General features: G+C 58.9%; 12 protein-coding genes. 1 reads left to right on the top strand and 11 read right to left on the bottom strand.

The genetic code is table 11. From position 1 onward, the window contains the following. Positions 1–81 precede the first annotated feature (81 nt). Positions 82–1,227, bottom strand: coding sequence for a sensor histidine kinase (locus F8N21_RS19685; RefSeq protein ID WP_150643698.1), 1,146 nt, complete (start codon positions 1,225–1,227; stop codon positions 82–84). Positions 1,228–1,508: 281 nt separating this feature from the next. On the opposite strand from F8N21_RS19685, the gene F8N21_RS19680 reads away from it, so the two are divergent. Next, positions 1,509–6,647, top strand: coding sequence for an NEL-type E3 ubiquitin ligase domain-containing protein (locus F8N21_RS19680; RefSeq protein ID WP_191624358.1), 5,139 nt, complete (start codon positions 1,509–1,511; stop codon positions 6,645–6,647). Positions 6,648–6,710: 63 nt separating this feature from the next. On the opposite strand, the gene ureC is transcribed toward F8N21_RS19680, so the two are convergent. The 10 genes from ureC to urtB all read right to left on the bottom strand — a co-directional run bounded on the left by ureC (position 6,711) and on the right by urtB (position 15,704). Then, positions 6,711–8,411, bottom strand: a complete 1,701-nt coding sequence (gene ureC / locus F8N21_RS19675) for an urease subunit alpha (protein ID WP_150643696.1) — start codon at positions 8,409–8,411, stop codon at positions 6,711–6,713. A 259-nt stretch (positions 8,412–8,670) separates the two neighbouring features. Further along, positions 8,671–8,979, bottom strand: coding sequence for an urease subunit beta (locus F8N21_RS19670; protein ID WP_150643695.1), 309 nt, complete (start codon positions 8,977–8,979; stop codon positions 8,671–8,673). Further along, positions 8,976–9,509, bottom strand: a complete 534-nt coding sequence (locus F8N21_RS19665; RefSeq protein WP_150643694.1) for a GNAT family N-acetyltransferase — start codon at positions 9,507–9,509, stop codon at positions 8,976–8,978. The genes F8N21_RS19670 and F8N21_RS19665 overlap by 4 nt, the downstream gene beginning before the upstream one ends. A gap of 6 nt (positions 9,510–9,515) precedes the next feature. Further along, positions 9,516–10,049 carry a GNAT family N-acetyltransferase gene (locus F8N21_RS19660; protein ID WP_150643693.1) on the bottom strand — a complete coding sequence of 178 codons (534 nt, stop codon included), beginning with the start codon at positions 10,047–10,049 and terminating at the stop codon, positions 9,516–9,518. Positions 10,050–10,058: 9 nt separating this feature from the next. Beyond that, on the bottom strand, positions 10,059–10,361 hold the full coding sequence (gene ureA / locus F8N21_RS19655) for an urease subunit gamma (protein ID WP_150643692.1): 303 nt from the start codon (positions 10,359–10,361) through the stop codon (positions 10,059–10,061). A 152-nt stretch (positions 10,362–10,513) separates the two neighbouring features. Further along, positions 10,514–11,353, bottom strand: a complete 840-nt coding sequence (locus F8N21_RS19650) for an urease accessory protein UreD (RefSeq protein ID WP_150643691.1) — start codon at positions 11,351–11,353, stop codon at positions 10,514–10,516. 30 nt (positions 11,354–11,383) lie between these two features. Beyond that, positions 11,384–12,082 carry an urea ABC transporter ATP-binding subunit UrtE gene (gene urtE / locus F8N21_RS19645; protein ID WP_150643690.1) on the bottom strand — a complete coding sequence of 233 codons (699 nt, stop codon included), beginning with the start codon at positions 12,080–12,082 and terminating at the stop codon, positions 11,384–11,386. Between the two features lie 183 nt (positions 12,083–12,265). Next, a complete protein-coding gene (gene urtD, locus F8N21_RS19640) occupies positions 12,266–13,126 on the bottom strand; it encodes an urea ABC transporter ATP-binding protein UrtD (RefSeq protein WP_150643689.1) in 861 nt (286 codons plus the stop codon). Then, positions 13,123–14,202, bottom strand: a complete 1,080-nt coding sequence (gene urtC, locus F8N21_RS19635) for an urea ABC transporter permease subunit UrtC (RefSeq protein WP_150643688.1) — start codon at positions 14,200–14,202, stop codon at positions 13,123–13,125. Before urtC ends, urtD begins: the two co-directional genes overlap by 4 nt. Further along, positions 14,202–15,704: an urea ABC transporter permease subunit UrtB gene (urtB, locus tag F8N21_RS19630; RefSeq protein WP_150643687.1), complete on the bottom strand. Its 1,503-nt coding sequence runs from the start codon at positions 15,702–15,704 to the stop codon at positions 14,202–14,204. Before urtB ends, urtC begins: the two co-directional genes overlap by 1 nt. Positions 15,705–16,007: the final 303 nt, after the last annotated feature.

Raw genomic sequence — 16,007 nt, 5'->3', positions numbered from 1 at the left:
GCAGATCTGCTAGTAACGATGGGTTTCAGGTGCGAAGGGGAGGCGCAAAGCGCCGGTTTGATCAGGAAAAAACCAACCGTCCTACAGAGGCTGCGCAGGCTGTGCACATTTGGGCAAAACCACCGTAAAGGTGGTGCCATCTGCCTCATTCGAGCTGACTTCGATCGTGCCCTGATGGGCAATCACCACTTCCCGGGCAATGAAAAGCCCCAGGCCGAGGCTGGTGGAGCGGCCGGCGATTTCCTCGCTGGCGCTGCGTACCAACGGGTCGAAGATGGTGACCTGGGCGTCTTCGGGAATCGGCTCGCCATAGTTGTGCATGGTCAGGCTGACCTGTTCTTCGCCGCCGGTGATGCTCAAGGTCACCGGGCGTTTATTGGCGCCATGCTGCAGTGCGTTGCCGATCAGGTTTTGCAGCAACTGATCAAGCCGGCCACGGTCCCATTCCCCTTGGGTGTCTCCCTGGACATTCAAGGTTGCCGTGCAGTCGGGCTGCCCGGCGCAGGCTTCATCGATGGCGGCCTGCGCGGCACTGGCCAGGTCCATGAGTGTCGGTTCGATGGGCAGGCTGTTGCCCAGCCGGCTGCGCACGAACTCCAGCAAATCGTTAACCATCACGGCCATATGGCGGGCACCGTTCTTGATGAGTGAAACGTAGTTCAGCGCATCGGTATCCAGTTTGGCTTTGCGCACCAGCATCTCGGCGGACATGCTCACGGCCTGCAAGGGCGCGCGCAGGTCATGGCCGAGGATGGCCAGGAAGATGTCCCGCGAACGGTTGACCTGCTCGGCGTAAGCGGCGGTGGACTCGGCCAGGGCTTCGTCGATGGCTTCATTGAAACGGATCATGTCCTGGAAATAAGCCAGATCGGGCGACTCCAGGCTGCTGACCCACAGCCGAATCACACAGGCGCGTAAATGCCGAAATTCGGCGGTCATCTGCACCAGATCAAACCCGGCGGTATGCCTGAGCTCGCCGTGGCTGGCCGCGGCCTGATCCAGGCTCGGGGTTTTCTCCGGCCCTTCGCCCTTGGCTTTCGCAGCCTGTTCGCTGGCGGTTTGCGCGGTCTTCATGTCCCGTGACGCGGCCAGCAGGATCGACCTGGCATGGTCGCGCAGCATCGCCCGGCTCATTGAGTCGACGTCAGGTGCGATGGCTTTGGCGAACTGCTCCCACTCATCGACGATGCGATCCACGTGTTGCACGATGAATTCGGATAGGCGCATGGCCGGTGACCTTGTTGGGGCAGTGATAGTCAGGAAGTGTGGCGCATCCTGGCGCCTTTGTCGTTCCCCTCCGGCACGCACCGACGAAGGTGCCGGCCTCGATGTGCTGACGAGGTGGTATTTAGTTATTTTTAACGACTGTTTATTTGAAGTGTTAGGGTTGTTTTCTGCATGTTAGATGAGTTTATTGGGTTTTTTGTTTTAGGTGAGGATGAGTAAACTGAGCGCTTCTATACGTGCTGAGGTAGTTGTAAATGTCAGATCATGGAGCTGTTAAAGCTATGGAAGGTTCGCCCTCTTTGTCGGCCGAGAACAATGGGGTTCATTATCAATTCTTGAAAGAAAAAATCCCCCAGTGGTATTTGGGCGCTTCCGATAAAAGACAGGAAGAGCTCAGTGCTCATCAGCTGGTTCTTCCCGAGTGGTATAAAAAAGCATCTTCTGTATTGAAAGTTTCCTCAAAAGAAAGCCATGCGGCTTATCGAAAGTCGCTCAATGAAGTCGAAAAAATATTGAGCGGTATTCAGGATATCCTTGAATTTGCCGAGCCATTACTGACCCAGGCCATTCAGGATAAATTCAAACTGCAACTTAATGTCAGACAAGTCTTTTTTGCCCGTAAGTACCGTGCTGGGGGAGGGGGGAGGCACGGCTTTGATCGGGTACTGGAGTTGGATAAAGAAACAGATTCTTCTCTGAACGATTTCTATAAAGGCATCACCCTACTGGAAGCCGCGCTGGGTAACTTCGAACCCGATGAAGCTCGGAAAAGCAGCTGTGACGATTGTCAAATCATCACCCGATGGAGTTCTTACGGCGGCGAGATCATCGCGACCAAGGATGAGGTCATGAAACTGGCCGTATCGATCGCGCCCGAGGCATTTGCCGAGCTATGTCGCAGCCTGGACCTGGGGCGTCAATATCAGGAGCATATCAGTGCCGTTCTCCAGCAAGATGACGCTTGGGAGCGTGCGGTAGTGGAAACAACGCTGAGCAGCAACCAAAAGCACATGCTGGCTGTATCGGCACAGGTCGCCTATATGCAGCATCTGGAGTCGACATCGGACGGGGCGAACTCAGGCATTAGCGCCGATGCCTACCAGATGCTGCTGCAGGTAGTGGGTGACAAGCCTGGTATTACCCTGGATGAACGAGCGGTGTGCTATGCCGGTCTGAAGATGCTGGACGTTGAACTGAGCGGGATCCTGCTGATCGGTCCCGATCGCCTGGGCAGCGACCGTGTCGAACGTTTGGTCGTCTATATCCCGGGCGATCCGGCTCAGCCTCTCAAAGAGTACGCATCGTCTGAGGATTTCGAAGCCGATCTGAAGGCCCGCTTGCATACGTCCGCCTATCGGCTTTTTTTTAGCCGTTTTGTTCCACAGCGCCACCAGGGGACTTTTTTCCGGTCATTGAGTGAAAAACTCGATCCATCTGAAGCCTATTCACAGGCCAAGGATTACGCGCCGATCCCGAATCAGCGACGCGTGCGCCTGTCGGTAGGGGAAACCCTTGTTCAGGGCAATCTCTGGAAGTACCTACGCGAAGAAAGAATCAACAAAATCATCAATGATGCCCGGGCGGTGGCGGTACCTACCGGCGATGAAGACAAGAAAGCCCGCCTCAAGAAGATGGAGAGTTACATCAGCGCGGTCCAGAGTGTGTTCAACCTTGCCGCCTTTGTGGTGCCCGGGCTTGGCGAAATCATGTTGGCGGTGGGCGCCGCCCAGATGATGTCCGAGGTGTTCGAGGGAATCGAGGCCGCCGAGCAAGGCGAATTCAAAGAGATGTGGGAACACTTTTCGAGTGTGGCGTTGAATGTCGCTTTTATTGCAGCGGGTGCAAAAGTGATACCCGCGATCAATGCCCCAGGGGTCGTCGATGCTTTGAAACCCGTCAAGATGCCTGACGGGAAGAGTCTTTTATGGAAGCCCTCGCTGGAAGGCTACGAGCAGAAAATACCGACACTGGGTACGAAGCCAGACGATCTGGGCCTGCATCAATACGATGGTCAGGACATTTTGCCGCTGGAAGATAAGTACTATGCGGTGAAAAAAGAGCCGGCTAACGGCAAGTACAGAATTCAACATCCTGCGCGCGAGGATGCGTACACACCTGAACTGAACACTAACGGCACCGGTGCCTGGAGTCATGAATTGGAACAGCCTCAGACCTGGGAGGGGCCGGAGCTGATGCGGCGCCTGGGTCACTCCGTCAGTGAGTTCAGCGACGCGGAGCTGGAACAGATTCGCAGTGTCAGCGCCACCGATGAGGACGTCTTGCGCAGAATGCATGTCGAGCATGAACCCCCTGCGCCGATGCTGGCCGATACGATCAAACGGTTTGACGCTTATAAGCAGGTCGAGGATTTTATCGCCGACATGAAAAGCGACAGCTCAGCGGTGTCTGCCAAGGATCATTCAATCGATCAGCTGCTTGTCATGACGCGTTATGGCAAGTGGCCGGACACGGTTTCGATACGGATTATCGATGCACAGGCCAAGACGACCTGGCAATACGTCACCCCAAGGAGTGCTCAGGGCGAGATCCGTACCGTGCAGATACACGATGCGCAGTTGCGCAGCGGGGAGTTGCTGAAAACGCTCCTGGAAGCCCTGGATGAGAACGAAACCAATACGATACTGGAGCAAAAGCCTGGAACCCCGCGTGGTTCTCTGGATGAACGCATCGCGAAACTGCGCAGGAAGATCGCCACGGTTGCCGAAAGCCGTAAAGCCTCGCTGTTCAATAACGTCTACAACGCCAAGAGCGTGAGCAACGATCCTCGGGTCAATCTGCTTAAAGCGCGCTTTTCCAATGTGCCCACGAACGTTGTCGAAGAGCTGCTGGCCGACGCCAGCAGTGCGCAACGACAACAAATGGCCAAATGGGACTTCGCCGACAAGCTGCAGACCAAGCCCATACCGCTGGGGCTGGCAGAGGCGTTGCGCTGGATTCAGCGCGAAGTGCGTCTGGCGCATGCATATGAGGGGCTTTATCTGGAAGCGCTGATCAGCCCGGACACAGAGAACCTCGTGCTCAATACGCTCAAGAAGCTGCCTGGCTGGTCGAACGATTTGCGAGTTGAAGTTCGAGAAGGTTCGTTCAGTGGAAAATTACGGGCAAGTGTCGGGCCTGAGGATGCTGCAAGTCGCAAGGTTCTGGTGCGAAATGAAAAAGGATCGTATGAGGCGCGTGATGAGAAAGATGGTCACTTGCACGGCGCCGACGACCTCTACGCCACCCTTCAGCATGCCTTGCCCGATACACATCGCGACGCTTTGGGTCTGCCTCACGTGGGGCATGGGCCGGAACTGAAAACCTTGATCAGGCAGCATGCACTCTCGCGCAATGAGCTGCGCTCGGTGTTGAAGATGCAGCCAATCAAACCCTGGTTCAAGGCACCCAGGCACTGGGTCAATGGTCGTCCGGGCTATCCACTGAGTGGGCGTGGGGCAGGCGTGAGCCAGCGACTGCTAGCGGATCAGCACAGGGTACTCAGACTTTTCCCCGATTATACCGATGCACAAATTGACAGGTTTCTGGAGCAGACAGGGGCCCGGCGTGAGTTGTATCTGGTCAATCTCGAGGCTGAGCTTCAAGGCTTGCGCAACGAGTTGCGGCAATGGGAATCGACACCTTCTACGCGCACTCTGCCGGATGGAAGTGGTGTGCCTGTCGAGCCGTATGAAAAGAAAGTCGTCGCGCAATTGCTCGAACGTTGCTGGCAGAAACGCCTAGGGACAATGCAATACGCGGAGAATGGTTCTGAAATGGGTTATGAACTCAATCTTCGAGGTCGCACAGTCGGAGAGCTTCCAGCTCTGACAGGGTATTTCCCTCATGTGCGGTTTTTGGACTTGAGTAACCGGGGGCTTGTGGCGATGCCCAATGAGTTCCTCGATTCATTTCCGTCTATCGTGGAGTTGAAGCTGCGAAACAATGGGCTGCGTGATTTCCCGACACAAGCCGCTGAGATAGATTCCCTGCTGCATCTGGATGTTTCCAGGAACAACATCACGCTAACGGACGAAGCCACCGCCGCTCTGGCCAAAATGAATCAACTCGCTATTTTGCAGCTAAGCCACAATCCGCTGACGCGTCTCCCGGACTTCAGTCAGATGACGGCATTGGTCGAGGTCCGATTGCAGGCGACCGGCATCACTGAGTGGCCAGTCGGGCTCCGTGACCAGGCAGGTCTGGAGATGGTCGATTTGCGTGATAACCAGCTCGTCTCGTTTCCTGAGTGGGCGGTGAATCCGCCGCCGGAACAGGCGGCAAACATCAACAAGGTGTTGAAAATCACCGAGTTGAACGGCAATCCTCTTTCTGATCAAGGCCTGCAGCAGTATGCGGACATCCTGGCACGTATCTACCTGGATGACGATCAGGCCGGGTTGATGCCGGTACCACCTGATGGTCCTGATGAACGGGGTGCTCAAGGGGGCACTTTAGCGCCTTCGGCGCAGCGAGTTGATCGATGGCTACGAGATACTCCCCAGGCGGAACTCGGTGCAAGAAAGGCGCAGTGGGAGCTTCTCGATAAAGAAGCCCTCGATAGAGAAGCATCCGGAGAAGCTGGTAGAGCGGTCAGTGAAAGCGAGGAGTTTTTCAGGTTATTGGAAAAACTGAGTGAAACGGCTGAGTACAAGAAGGCCTACCCGGATCTCCAGGCACGGGTTTGGGCGGTGCTGGATGCAGCTGAAGAAAATGAAGTACTGCGTAACGAGCTGTTCAAAGCGGCGGGTGAACCAGAGACTTGTAGTGACCGTGCCGCGTTGGTGTTCAGTCAACTGGAAATCAAGGTACAGATTCATAAAGCCTTGGCGCTTGCCGGCGACAATGGCGCAGGTCTCGAATTGCTCGAGTTGGCCAAAGGTCTTTTCCGTCTGGATGAGGTTGAAGCGTTCGCGCTGAAAGACATAAAAGAACGCATCGAAGTGATTGTCCGTTCCGACATATCCGTGAAGGAAAAGGGTCGTCAACTGTTGTTGATGGATCAAATCGAAGTACGGCTGACTTATCGGGTGAACCTCAGGGACAGGCTTGACTTGCCCGGGCAGCCCACAAAGTCTGAATATGCCGGTCTGGAATACGTGTCTCGAGCCAAGCTGCGGGCAGCAGAGGAACATGTCAACAGTCTGAGAGATTCGAAGGCAGAGATTGAGTCAATCGCTCGTCGTGACTTCTGGGGTGAATACCTGAAAGAAAAATACCGTTCCAGGTTCGATTTGGCTTATGAGCCGATCTATGAGCGCATGGAGCAGCTTGAGATAACGAAGGGAACAATGACCAGTGCTGAATACAACAGCAAATTCGGAGCATTGGCTGCCGAGATCAGGACTGCAGAGCGAAAGCTCATTGATCTGCTGACCCCGCAGGAAATACTCAATCTGGAAGATGTCGATACCGACGCGTGACGATGCGCGATGGATGAATCGAACCCCGAATGCAGTTAGTGCAGCATTCGGGGTTTTTCTGTGTCAGAACAGGAAATAGCGCTGCGCCATCGGCAGCACTTCAGCCGGCTCACACCAGAGCAACACGCCGTCGGCCTTGACCTGATAAGTCTGCGAATCGACCTCGATGTTCGGCAGATAATCGTTGTGGATCAGGTCGGTTTTCTGCACCTCGCGACAGCCTTTGACCACGGCGATTTTCTTCTTCAAACCCAGGGCTTCGGGAAGACCGGCGTCCTGCGCCGCCTGGCTGATGAAGGTCAGGCTGGTGGCGTGCAGCGAGCCGCCGAAACTTGCGAACATCGGTCGGTAGTGCACGGGTTGCGGGGTTGGAATCGAGGCGTTGGCATCGCCCATCAGGCTGGCGGCAATCGCTCCGCCTTTGAGGATCAGGGTCGGTTTGACGCCGAAGAACGCCGGGCGCCAGAGCACCAGGTCGGCCCATTTACCCACTTCGATCGAGCCCACTTCATGGCTGATGCCGTGGGTGATCGCCGGGTTGATGGTGTACTTGGCGATGTAGCGTTTGGCGCGGAAGTTGTCGTTGCCTTCACCGTCGCCGGGTAGCGGGCCGCGCTGCTTTTTCATCTTGTCGGCGGTTTGCCAGGTGCAGGTGATGACTTCTCCGACCCGGCCCATGGCCTGGCTGTCGGAGCTGATCATCGAAAATGCGCCGAGGTCGTGCAGGATGTCTTCGGCGGCAATCGTCTCGCGGCGGATGCGGCTTTCGGCGAAGGCCACATCCTCGGCGATGCTCGGATCGAGGTGATGGCAGACCATCAGCATGTCCAGGTGTTCGTCGATGGTGTTGCGGGTGAACGGTCGGGTCGGGTTGGTCGAGCTTGGCAGTACGTTGGGGAAGCCGCAGGCCTTGATGATGTCCGGGGCATGACCGCCGCCCGCGCCTTCGGTGTGGTAGGTGTGGATGGTCCGGCCCTTGAACGCGGCGAGGGTGGTTTCGACGAAGCCGGATTCGTTCAGGGTGTCAGTGTGGATCGCCACTTGCACGTCGTATTGGTCGGCGACGCTCAGGCAGTTGTCGATGGCCGCCGGTGTGGTGCCCCAGTCTTCATGCAGCTTGAGACCGATGGCCCCGGCCTTGACCTGTTCGATCAGCGGCTGCGGCAGGCTGGCGTTGCCCTTGCCGGTGAAACCGATGTTCATCGGGAAGGCGTCGGCGGCTTGCAGCATGCGCGCCAGATGCCACGGGCCAGAGGTGCAGGTAGTGGCGTTGGTGCCGGTGGCCGGTCCCGTGCCGCCGCCGATCATGGTGGTGACGCCGCTCATCAGCGCTTCTTCGATCTGCTGTGGGCAGATGAAGTGGATGTGGGTGTCGATACCGCCGGCGGTAAGGATCATGCCTTCGCCGGCAATCACTTCAGTGCTGGCGCCGACGGCGATGGTCACGTCGGGCTGGATGTCCGGATTGCCGGCCTTGCCGATGGCGGCGATGCGGCCGTCCTTGAGGCCGACGTCGGCTTTGACGATGCCCCAGTGGTCGATAATCAGCGCGTTGGTGATCAGGGTGTCGACCACCTGGGCGGCGAGCAACTGGCTCTGGCCCATGCCGTCGCGGATCACTTTGCCTCCGCCGAATTTCACTTCTTCGCCATAGGTGGTGAAGTCTTTTTCCACCTCGATCCACAGTTCGGTGTCGGCCAGGCGGACCTTGTCACCGACGGTGGGGCCGAACATGTCGGCGTAGGCTTGTCTTGAGATTTTCATGGGGTTGCCTTGGGATTCAAGTGGGTTTGAGACCGCTCGCGTCGCTCGCTATCGCAGCCTTCGGCAGCTCCTACATTCGCAGCCTCGCTGCGCTCGGCAGCTCCTACGGGGGGATGCGTACGATCGCGAGATTTCGGGTGCGTTAGGGCGTTCGCATGGGATTTCGGGTGCCTTGGGGGTGTTCACATGAGATTGCGGGTGCCTGCGGTCGGCGTAGGAGCTGCCGCAGGCTGCGATCTTTTTGGGGGCACCGAAAATTTCAATCCAGATCACCCATGATCCTGCCGGCAAACCCGAACACCCGGCGCAGTCCGGCCAGGTCTACCAGCTCGATGTCCCGCGTCTGCCCCGGTTCGAAGCGCACGGCAGTGCCGGCCGGGATGTTCAGGCGCATCCCGCGGCTGGCGGCACGGTCGAAGGTCAGGGCGTCATTGGCTTCGAAAAAGTGATAGTGCGAGCCGACCTGGATCGGCCGGTCGCCGCTGTTGGCAACACTCAGGTTCAAGGTGCGGCGTCCGGCGTTGAGTTCGATTTCGCCGGGCTGGATCTGATATTCACCAGGGATCATTCAACGGCTCCGAGGATTTTGTAGTAGAGGGCGGTCGGGCGGTACTGGCCGCTCGGGTCGCAGGCGTAGTCGGGGATTTCACCGGCTCGGGTGTAGCCCTGAGCGCGATAGAAGGCTTCGGCAGTCGAACCGGCTTCGGTGTCGAGGTAGAGCATGCCGCGTTTGTGCTGGCGAGCGCCAAGCTCCAGGGCACTCAACAACTGCTGGCCCAGACCACGCCGACGTGCGTGTTCACGCACCAGCAGCTTCTGGACTTCGGCGCGATTACGCCCGTTGGTTTTCTGGCAGAGTGCAAGTTGCACGCTGGCCTGTACCTGTTCGTCCTTGACCACCACCCATAGCAACACGCTGCCTTGCTCAAGACTGGCCTGCACCTCATCGAAATAAGCACGGGCCTGAGTGGCATCCAGATCGGCCATGAAGCCGACACTGGCGCCATAACCCACGGCGTCGAGCAGCAGATCGATCAAACCCTGGCGGTAGTGCGCAAAGCTTTCAGCATGGACTCGACGCAGTTGAGCGGCGTTCATCGGGTATTACTCCTGATCGGCGACTGGCGGCTCCGCGCCTGGGTTGAGGGTCAGCTGCATAAAGGTCAGGTCGAGCCAGCGGCCGAACTTGGTGCCCACTTGGGGCATCTGACCGGTGATGGTGAAGCCGGCTCGTTGGTGCAGGCGAATCGAGACGGCATTTCCGCTCTCGATGGCCGCGACCATCACGTGTTTGCCGCAGCCTCTGGCGCGCTCGATCAGCGCTTCCATCAGCCGTGGACCGAGGCCATTGCCCCGTTGGTCGCTGCGCACGTAAACCGAGTGTTCGACGGTATGCCGGAAACCCTCGAAGGGCCGCCAGTCACCAAACGAAGCGTAGCCCAGTACGCTGTTGTCGCCGTCGACAATGACCAGAATCGGATAACCCTGGGATTGCCGGGCGCTGAACCAGGCCTGACGGTTGTTGAGGTCGACGGCTTGTTCGTTCCAGATCGCGGTGGTGTTGAGTACGGCATCGTTGTAAATGTCGAGGATCGCCGGCAGGTCTGCATGCTGCGCGTCACGAATGCGGTAAGTCATGGTGCGGTCTCAGGCGATGGGTTGGTGGACGGTGACCAGTTTGGTGCCGTCGGGGAAGGTCGCTTCGACCTGGATTTCCGGGATCATTTCCGGGATGCCCTCCATCACCTGCTCGCGGCTGAGCAGGGTGGTGCCGTAGTGCATCAGCTCGGCCACGGTGCGGCCGTCACGGGCGCCTTCGAGCAGGGCGGCGGAGATGTAGGCCATGGCTTCCGGGTAGTTGAGTTTCACACCGCGGGCCAGCCGCCGCTCGGCCACGAGACCGGCGGTGAAGATCAGCATTTTGTCTTTTTCGCGTGGGGTCAGGTCCATCGTTTGGAATCCATTGTTGGCAGATTAAAATCTTATGTCTTACACCCCGTAGGAGCTGCCGCAGGCTGCGATCTTTTGATCTTCCCGAGGCGCGCCATCCAAAGATCAAAAGATCGCAGCCTGCGGCAGCTCCTACAGGGGGAGGGCGGTGTTCAGGTACTCCATATTCTTGGGGGGACGGCCTCGCGGCCGAGCAATACCGGCCTGAGCAACCGCCACAAATCGATCAACCAACCTCGCGCTTGCAAGGCTTCACTGGCCAGGCAACGGGCGACCAGCAGTCCAGGCAGTTGGGTCAGGTCACCGCGCACCGGATTGGGCAACGAGCGGCAGACTTCCAGCAACTCGCTATCAATTTCACCGGTTACCAGCAAGGTTGCAAACACCGGCTGGCCATCGAGGCCGATCGGCGAGTCGAGTAAACCGTCGTTACCGACGATGCGCTGGCGTTCGTGCCAGAGCAACTGCCCATCGCGGCGGATATCCAGTTGCGCCTGGAAATGCCCCAGATCAAAGCGCTCACCGCTGGCCGGACGACCCAAGGCCACCAGATCCCAATAGAACAGCCGGGCGTCGCCTTTCAGTTCGATTGTCGTGCCGAGTTCGGCCTGGGCGGCGCTGAAGATGATGGTTTCCTGCGGCAGCCATTCCAGAGTCGCACCGGCTGCAACGTGCAAGTCCAGCTTCTGGTAGGCCGGGCCGGCGGCGCGATACCACTTGGCCGCACCGGGGCTGGTCAACTGCGCCCAGGCATCGGTGCCGACATGGGCGCTGATGTCCAGTCGATCGCCGCCGGCAATTCCGCCGGGCGGGTGAACGATGATGTGCTGGCAGACTTGCGGGCCTTCGGCATACAAATGCTTCTGCACGCGCAGCGGACCCTTGTGCCGGCGCTGGACCGGACGCGTGCTATCGCCGAAGCGGGCGTAGCCGAGTTCCAGCTCGGCGTGCCAGCTGGGGGTGAACAGTGCGGTATGGGCAGGAAGATTCATGATTTCCAGTTATTGTCAGGACACTACAGGTTAGATCGTAACCAATCCGCGTACACCTTCGGCTTGCATGTTTTCGCCACGGCCTTGCTGGACGATCTCGCCCCGGGACATCACCAGGTACTGATCGGCCAGTTCGGCAGCGAAATCGTAAAACTGCTCCACCAGCAGAATCGCCATGTCACCGCGTGCTGCAAGCTGCTTGATCACCGCACCGATCTCCTTGATCACCGAGGGTTGAATGCCTTCGGTGGGTTCATCGAGAATCAGCAGGCGAGGGCGGCTGGCCAGGGCACGGCCGATGGCCAGTTGTTGTTGCTGACCGCCGGACAGATCGCCGCCACGGCGTTGCTTCATTTGCTGCAGTACCGGGAACAACTCGTAGATAAAGGCCGGAACCTCTTTGGCTGCGGAACCCGGGAAGCGCGACAAGCCCATCAACAGGTTCTCTTCCACTGTCAGCCGACCGAAGATTTCCCGGCCTTGGGGCACATAAGCGATTCCGGCATGCACTCGCTGGTGCGGTTTGTAGCCGGTGATGGCCTTGCCTTCCCAGTTCACTGCGCCTTCTTTGGCGGGCAGCAGGCCCATCAGGCATTTGAGCAGCGTGGTCTTGCCGACGCCGTTACGCCCGAGCAGGCAGGTGACCTCGCCGACCTTCACGTCGAACGACAGGCCCCGCAGGATGTGGCTACCGCCGTAGTATTGATGCAGCTTGTCGACTTGTAGCATGTTCGAATTCCTTATGGTTCACGCTGACCCGCTCTCGTAGGAGCTGTGTAGGAGCTGTCGAGCGGAGCGAGGCTGCGATCTTTTGATCCTCCTGAGGTGCGATATACATAGATCAAAAGATCGCAGCCTCGCTCCGCTCGACAGCTCCTACACACACACACAGGTCCGGCAGGGAGGGGTCGGCTACCGGCCTAAATACACCTCGATCACCCGTTCGTTTTCCTGCACCTGCTCCAGCGACCCCTCGGCCAACACACTCCCTTGATGCAACACCGTGACATGATCGGCAATCGAGCCGACGAAGCCCATGTCGTGTTCCACCACCATCAGCGAATGCCTGCCGGCCAGGCGCTTGAACAGCTCGGCGGTGAATTCGGTTTCGGCGTCGGTCATGCCCGCCACCGGTTCATCGAGCAGCAGCAGTTGCGGGTCTTGCATCAATAGCATGCCGATCTCCAGAAACTGCTTCTGACCGTGAGACAGCAAACCCGCCGGGCGATTGACCGAGGGGGTCAGGCGAATGGTTTCGAGTACTTCGCCGATGCGATCTTTCTGTTCGCCACTGAGTCGAGCCCGCAGGCTGGCCCATACCGACTTGTCGGTTTTCTGCGCCAGTTCAAGGTTCTCGAATACGCTCAAGGCTTCAAACACCGTGGGTTTCTGAAACTTGCGACCGATCCCGGACTGGGCGATCTGCACCTCGCTCATTTGCGTCAAATCCAGGGTCTCGCCGAACCAGGCCTTGCCATGGCTGGGCCGGGTCTTGCCGGTGATCACGTCCATCAACGTGGTTTTGCCGGCGCCGTTGGGGCCAATGATGCAGCGCAATTCGCCGACGCCGATGTACAGGTTCAAGTCGTTCAGCGCCTTGAAACCATCGAAGCTGACGCTGATGTCTTCCAGGGTCAGGATGGTCCCGTGACGGGTGTCCAGACCCTTGCCGACACGTTGCCCCAGACCGATGGCATCGCGGCTGCTGCCCTGGTCTTTGTTGGGTTCGAGGATCGGCTCCAGCATGAATTCGGCCGTTGGTGTGATTCTCATGGTTCGCCCCTTTTCTTCAGCAGACCGATCACGCCTTTAGGCAGGTACAGGGTCACGACGATAAACAATGCGCCGAGGAAGAACAGCCAGTACTCGGGGAAAGCCACGGTGAACCAGCTCTTCATACCGTTGACCACACCCGCACCCAGCAGTGGCCCGATCAGCGTGCCGCGACCGCCGAGGGCGACCCATACGGCGGCTTCGATGGAGTTGGTCGGGGACATTTCGCTGGGGTTGATGATCCCCACCTGCGGCACATACAGCGCACCTGCCAGACCACACAACACGGCACTCAGCACCCAGACGAACAGCTTGAACCCACGCGGGTCGTAGCCGCAGAACATCAGACGGTTTTCCGCGTCACGCAGGGCCGTCAGTACCCGGCCGAACTTGCTTTGCGCCAGGCGCCAGCCGATGAACAGGCTGGCCACCAGCAACAGCACCGTGGCGACAAACAGTACCGCCCGGGTGCCTGGTTCGGTGATGCCGAAACCGAGAATGCTGCGAAAATTGGTGAAACCATTGTTGCCACCAAACCCGGTTTCGTTGCGAAAGAACAACAGCATCCCGGCGAAGGTCAGGGCCTGAGTCATGATCGAAAAGTACACGCCCTTGATCCGCGAACGGAAGGCGAAGAAGCCGAACACCAGCGCGAGCAGACCTGGCGCCAGCACCACCAGGCACATCGCCCAGAGAAAGTGGCTGGTGCCGGTCCAGTACCAGGGTAATTCGGTCCACGACAGAAAGGTCATGAATGCCGGCAACCCATCGCCCGCGGCCTGGCGCATCAGGTACATACCCATCGCATAACCGCCGAGGGCGAAGAACAGCCCGTGGCCAAGGGACAACAAACCGGCGTAACCCCAGACCAGATCCAGTGCCAGCGCGACAATCGCGTAGCAGAGAATCTTGCCCACCAGGGTCAGGGTGTAGGCCGAGACATGCAGCGGATGGTCCGCCGCCAACAGCGACAGCAGCGGCAAGGCCAGCAGCAGCGCGAGCAGCACACTGCCGACGATCAGGGTGACTTGGGTTCCGGCCTTTTGCGTAGCCGTGAGCATCAGTGGCTGGTTCATCAGTCGATCACCCGTCCTTTCAATGCGAAGAGTCCTTGCGGGCGTTTCTGGATAAACAGAATGATCAGCGCGAGGATCAGGATCTTGCCGAGCACGGCACCGATCTGGGGTTCGAGGATTTTGTTGGCGATACCCAGGCCGAAGGCCGCCAGCACGCTACCGGCCAACTGGCCGACACCGCCGAGCACCACCACCAGGAACGAGTCGATGATGTAGCTTTGGCCCAGGTCCGGGCCGACGTTGCCGACCTGACTCAAGGCCACGCCACCGAGCCCGGCGATACCCGAGCCAAGGCCGAAGGCGAGCATGTCCACCCGCCCGGTGGGCACCCCGCAGCAGGCGGCCATGTTGCGGTTCTGGGTCACGGCGCGCACGTTCAGGCCGAGACGGGTCTTGTTCAGCAACAACCAGGTCAGCACCACCACAAACAGGGCAAAGGCGATGATCACGATGCGGTTGTACGGCAGCACCAGATTGGGCAGCACTTGAATCCCGCCCGACAACCAGGCCGGGTTGGCGACCTCGACGTTCTGCGCACCGAACAGCAGGCGCACCCACTGGATCAGCATCAGGCTGATGCCCCAGGTCGCCAGCAGGGTTTCCAAGGGACGGCCGTAGAGGTGGCGAATCACCGTGCGCTCCAGCGCCATGCCGATCCCGGCGGTGACAAAAAACGCCACCGGCAGCGCCACCAGCGGATAGAACTCGATGGCTTGCGGGGCGAAGCGCTGGAACAGCAACTGCACTACATAGGTTGCGTAGGCACCGAGCATCAGCATCTCGCCGTGGGCCATGTTGATCACGCCAAGCAAGCCGAAGGTAATTGCCAGACCCAGCGCCGCCAGCAGCAGAATCGAGCCCAGCGACATGCCGCTGAAAGCCTGGCCGAGCATCTCGCCGACCAGCAGTTTGCGTTTGACCTGGGCCAGGCTGGTTTCGGCCGCAGTGCGAACATTCGCGTCGGTTTCGACGCCGGGTTCCAGTAACCCTTCGAGGCGCGTGCGGGCCAGCGGATCACCGGTTTCACCGAGCAGTCGCACGGCTGCCAGGCGCACCGCCGGATCGCTGTCCACCAACTGCAGGTTGGCCAAGGCCAGGCTCATGGCGGCGTGAACGCCTTCATCCTGTTCACCGGCGAGTTGTTGGTCGAGGAATTTCAGCTGCGCCGGTTTGGCGCTTTTTTGCAGTTGCTGCGCAGCGGCCAGACGCACTTTGACGTCAGCGGCGAGCAGTTGATGACAGGCCAGCGTGGTATCGATCAGACCCCGCAGGCGGTTGTTCAGGCGCAGGGTTCTGGCTAGGCCATCGACGGTCAGCGCACCTTGTTGCAGGGCGTTGATCAGCTCGACTCGGGCCGGATCGGGTTGCGCGGCCCAGGTTTCCAGTAATTTGGCTTGCTGCACGGGATTGGCCGCGACGAAGTCTTCGGCGTCGCCGGCGTGTGCTGCAAGGGGCAATAGCAGCAAGACAGTTAAAAAAAATCGGTAGAGGGCAGTGGGCATAGCGGTGTCCCTGTTCAACGGGTGCCTATGAGGTTGTGTCCGGCGTTGAATCGACCCCTCACCCTAACCCTCTCCCCGAGGGGGAGAGGGGACTGATCGAGGTGTGTGGCCGAGCTGCTGCGACCTGAAAGTTCGAGTCGAACTCGGGCCTTGAGACGCATGAAGATCGGCTCCCTTTCCCCCTCTCCCCCTTGGGCATAAGTATCTACACAACTTTGAAATACGGCGTAGGGCTGAATCCGTAGCAGCTGCCGCGCCTGCGAGGCTGCGTTCGAGGACGCAGTCGTCGCAAATCCTATGCCC

This window comes from Pseudomonas fluorescens (genome assembly GCF_902497895.1).
Classification (GTDB): Bacteria; Pseudomonadota; Gammaproteobacteria; order Pseudomonadales; family Pseudomonadaceae; genus Aquipseudomonas; species Aquipseudomonas fluorescens_BP.
The sequence above is the reverse complement of the archived record's forward strand: the minus strand, read 5'-3'. Positions and strand labels throughout refer to the sequence as shown.

Coding starts and splice junctions, on each gene's coding strand:
- F8N21_RS19670 (WP_150643695.1), bottom strand. CDS start 8,979: ATGATCCCTGGTGAATATCAGATCCAGCCCGGCGAAATCGAACTCAAC.
- F8N21_RS19685 (WP_150643698.1), bottom strand. CDS start 1,227: ATGCGCCTATCCGAATTCATCGTGCAACACGTGGATCGCATCGTCGAT.
- F8N21_RS19680 (WP_191624358.1), top strand. CDS start 1,509: ATGGAAGGTTCGCCCTCTTTGTCGGCCGAGAACAATGGGGTTCATTAT.
- F8N21_RS19660 (WP_150643693.1), bottom strand. CDS start 10,049: ATGACTTACCGCATTCGTGACGCGCAGCATGCAGACCTGCCGGCGATC.
- urtD (WP_150643689.1), bottom strand. CDS start 13,126: ATGAGAATCACACCAACGGCCGAATTCATGCTGGAGCCGATCCTCGAA.
- urtE (WP_150643690.1), bottom strand. CDS start 12,082: ATGCTACAAGTCGACAAGCTGCATCAATACTACGGCGGTAGCCACATC.
- F8N21_RS19665 (WP_150643694.1), bottom strand. CDS start 9,509: ATGAACGCCGCTCAACTGCGTCGAGTCCATGCTGAAAGCTTTGCGCAC.
- urtB (WP_150643687.1), bottom strand. CDS start 15,704: ATGCCCACTGCCCTCTACCGATTTTTTTTAACTGTCTTGCTGCTATTG.
- ureA (WP_150643692.1), bottom strand. CDS start 10,361: ATGGACCTGACCCCACGCGAAAAAGACAAAATGCTGATCTTCACCGCC.
- F8N21_RS19650 (WP_150643691.1), bottom strand. CDS start 11,353: ATGAATCTTCCTGCCCATACCGCACTGTTCACCCCCAGCTGGCACGCC.
- ureC (WP_150643696.1), bottom strand. CDS start 8,411: ATGAAAATCTCAAGACAAGCCTACGCCGACATGTTCGGCCCCACCGTC.
- urtC (WP_150643688.1), bottom strand. CDS start 14,202: ATGAACCAGCCACTGATGCTCACGGCTACGCAAAAGGCCGGAACCCAA.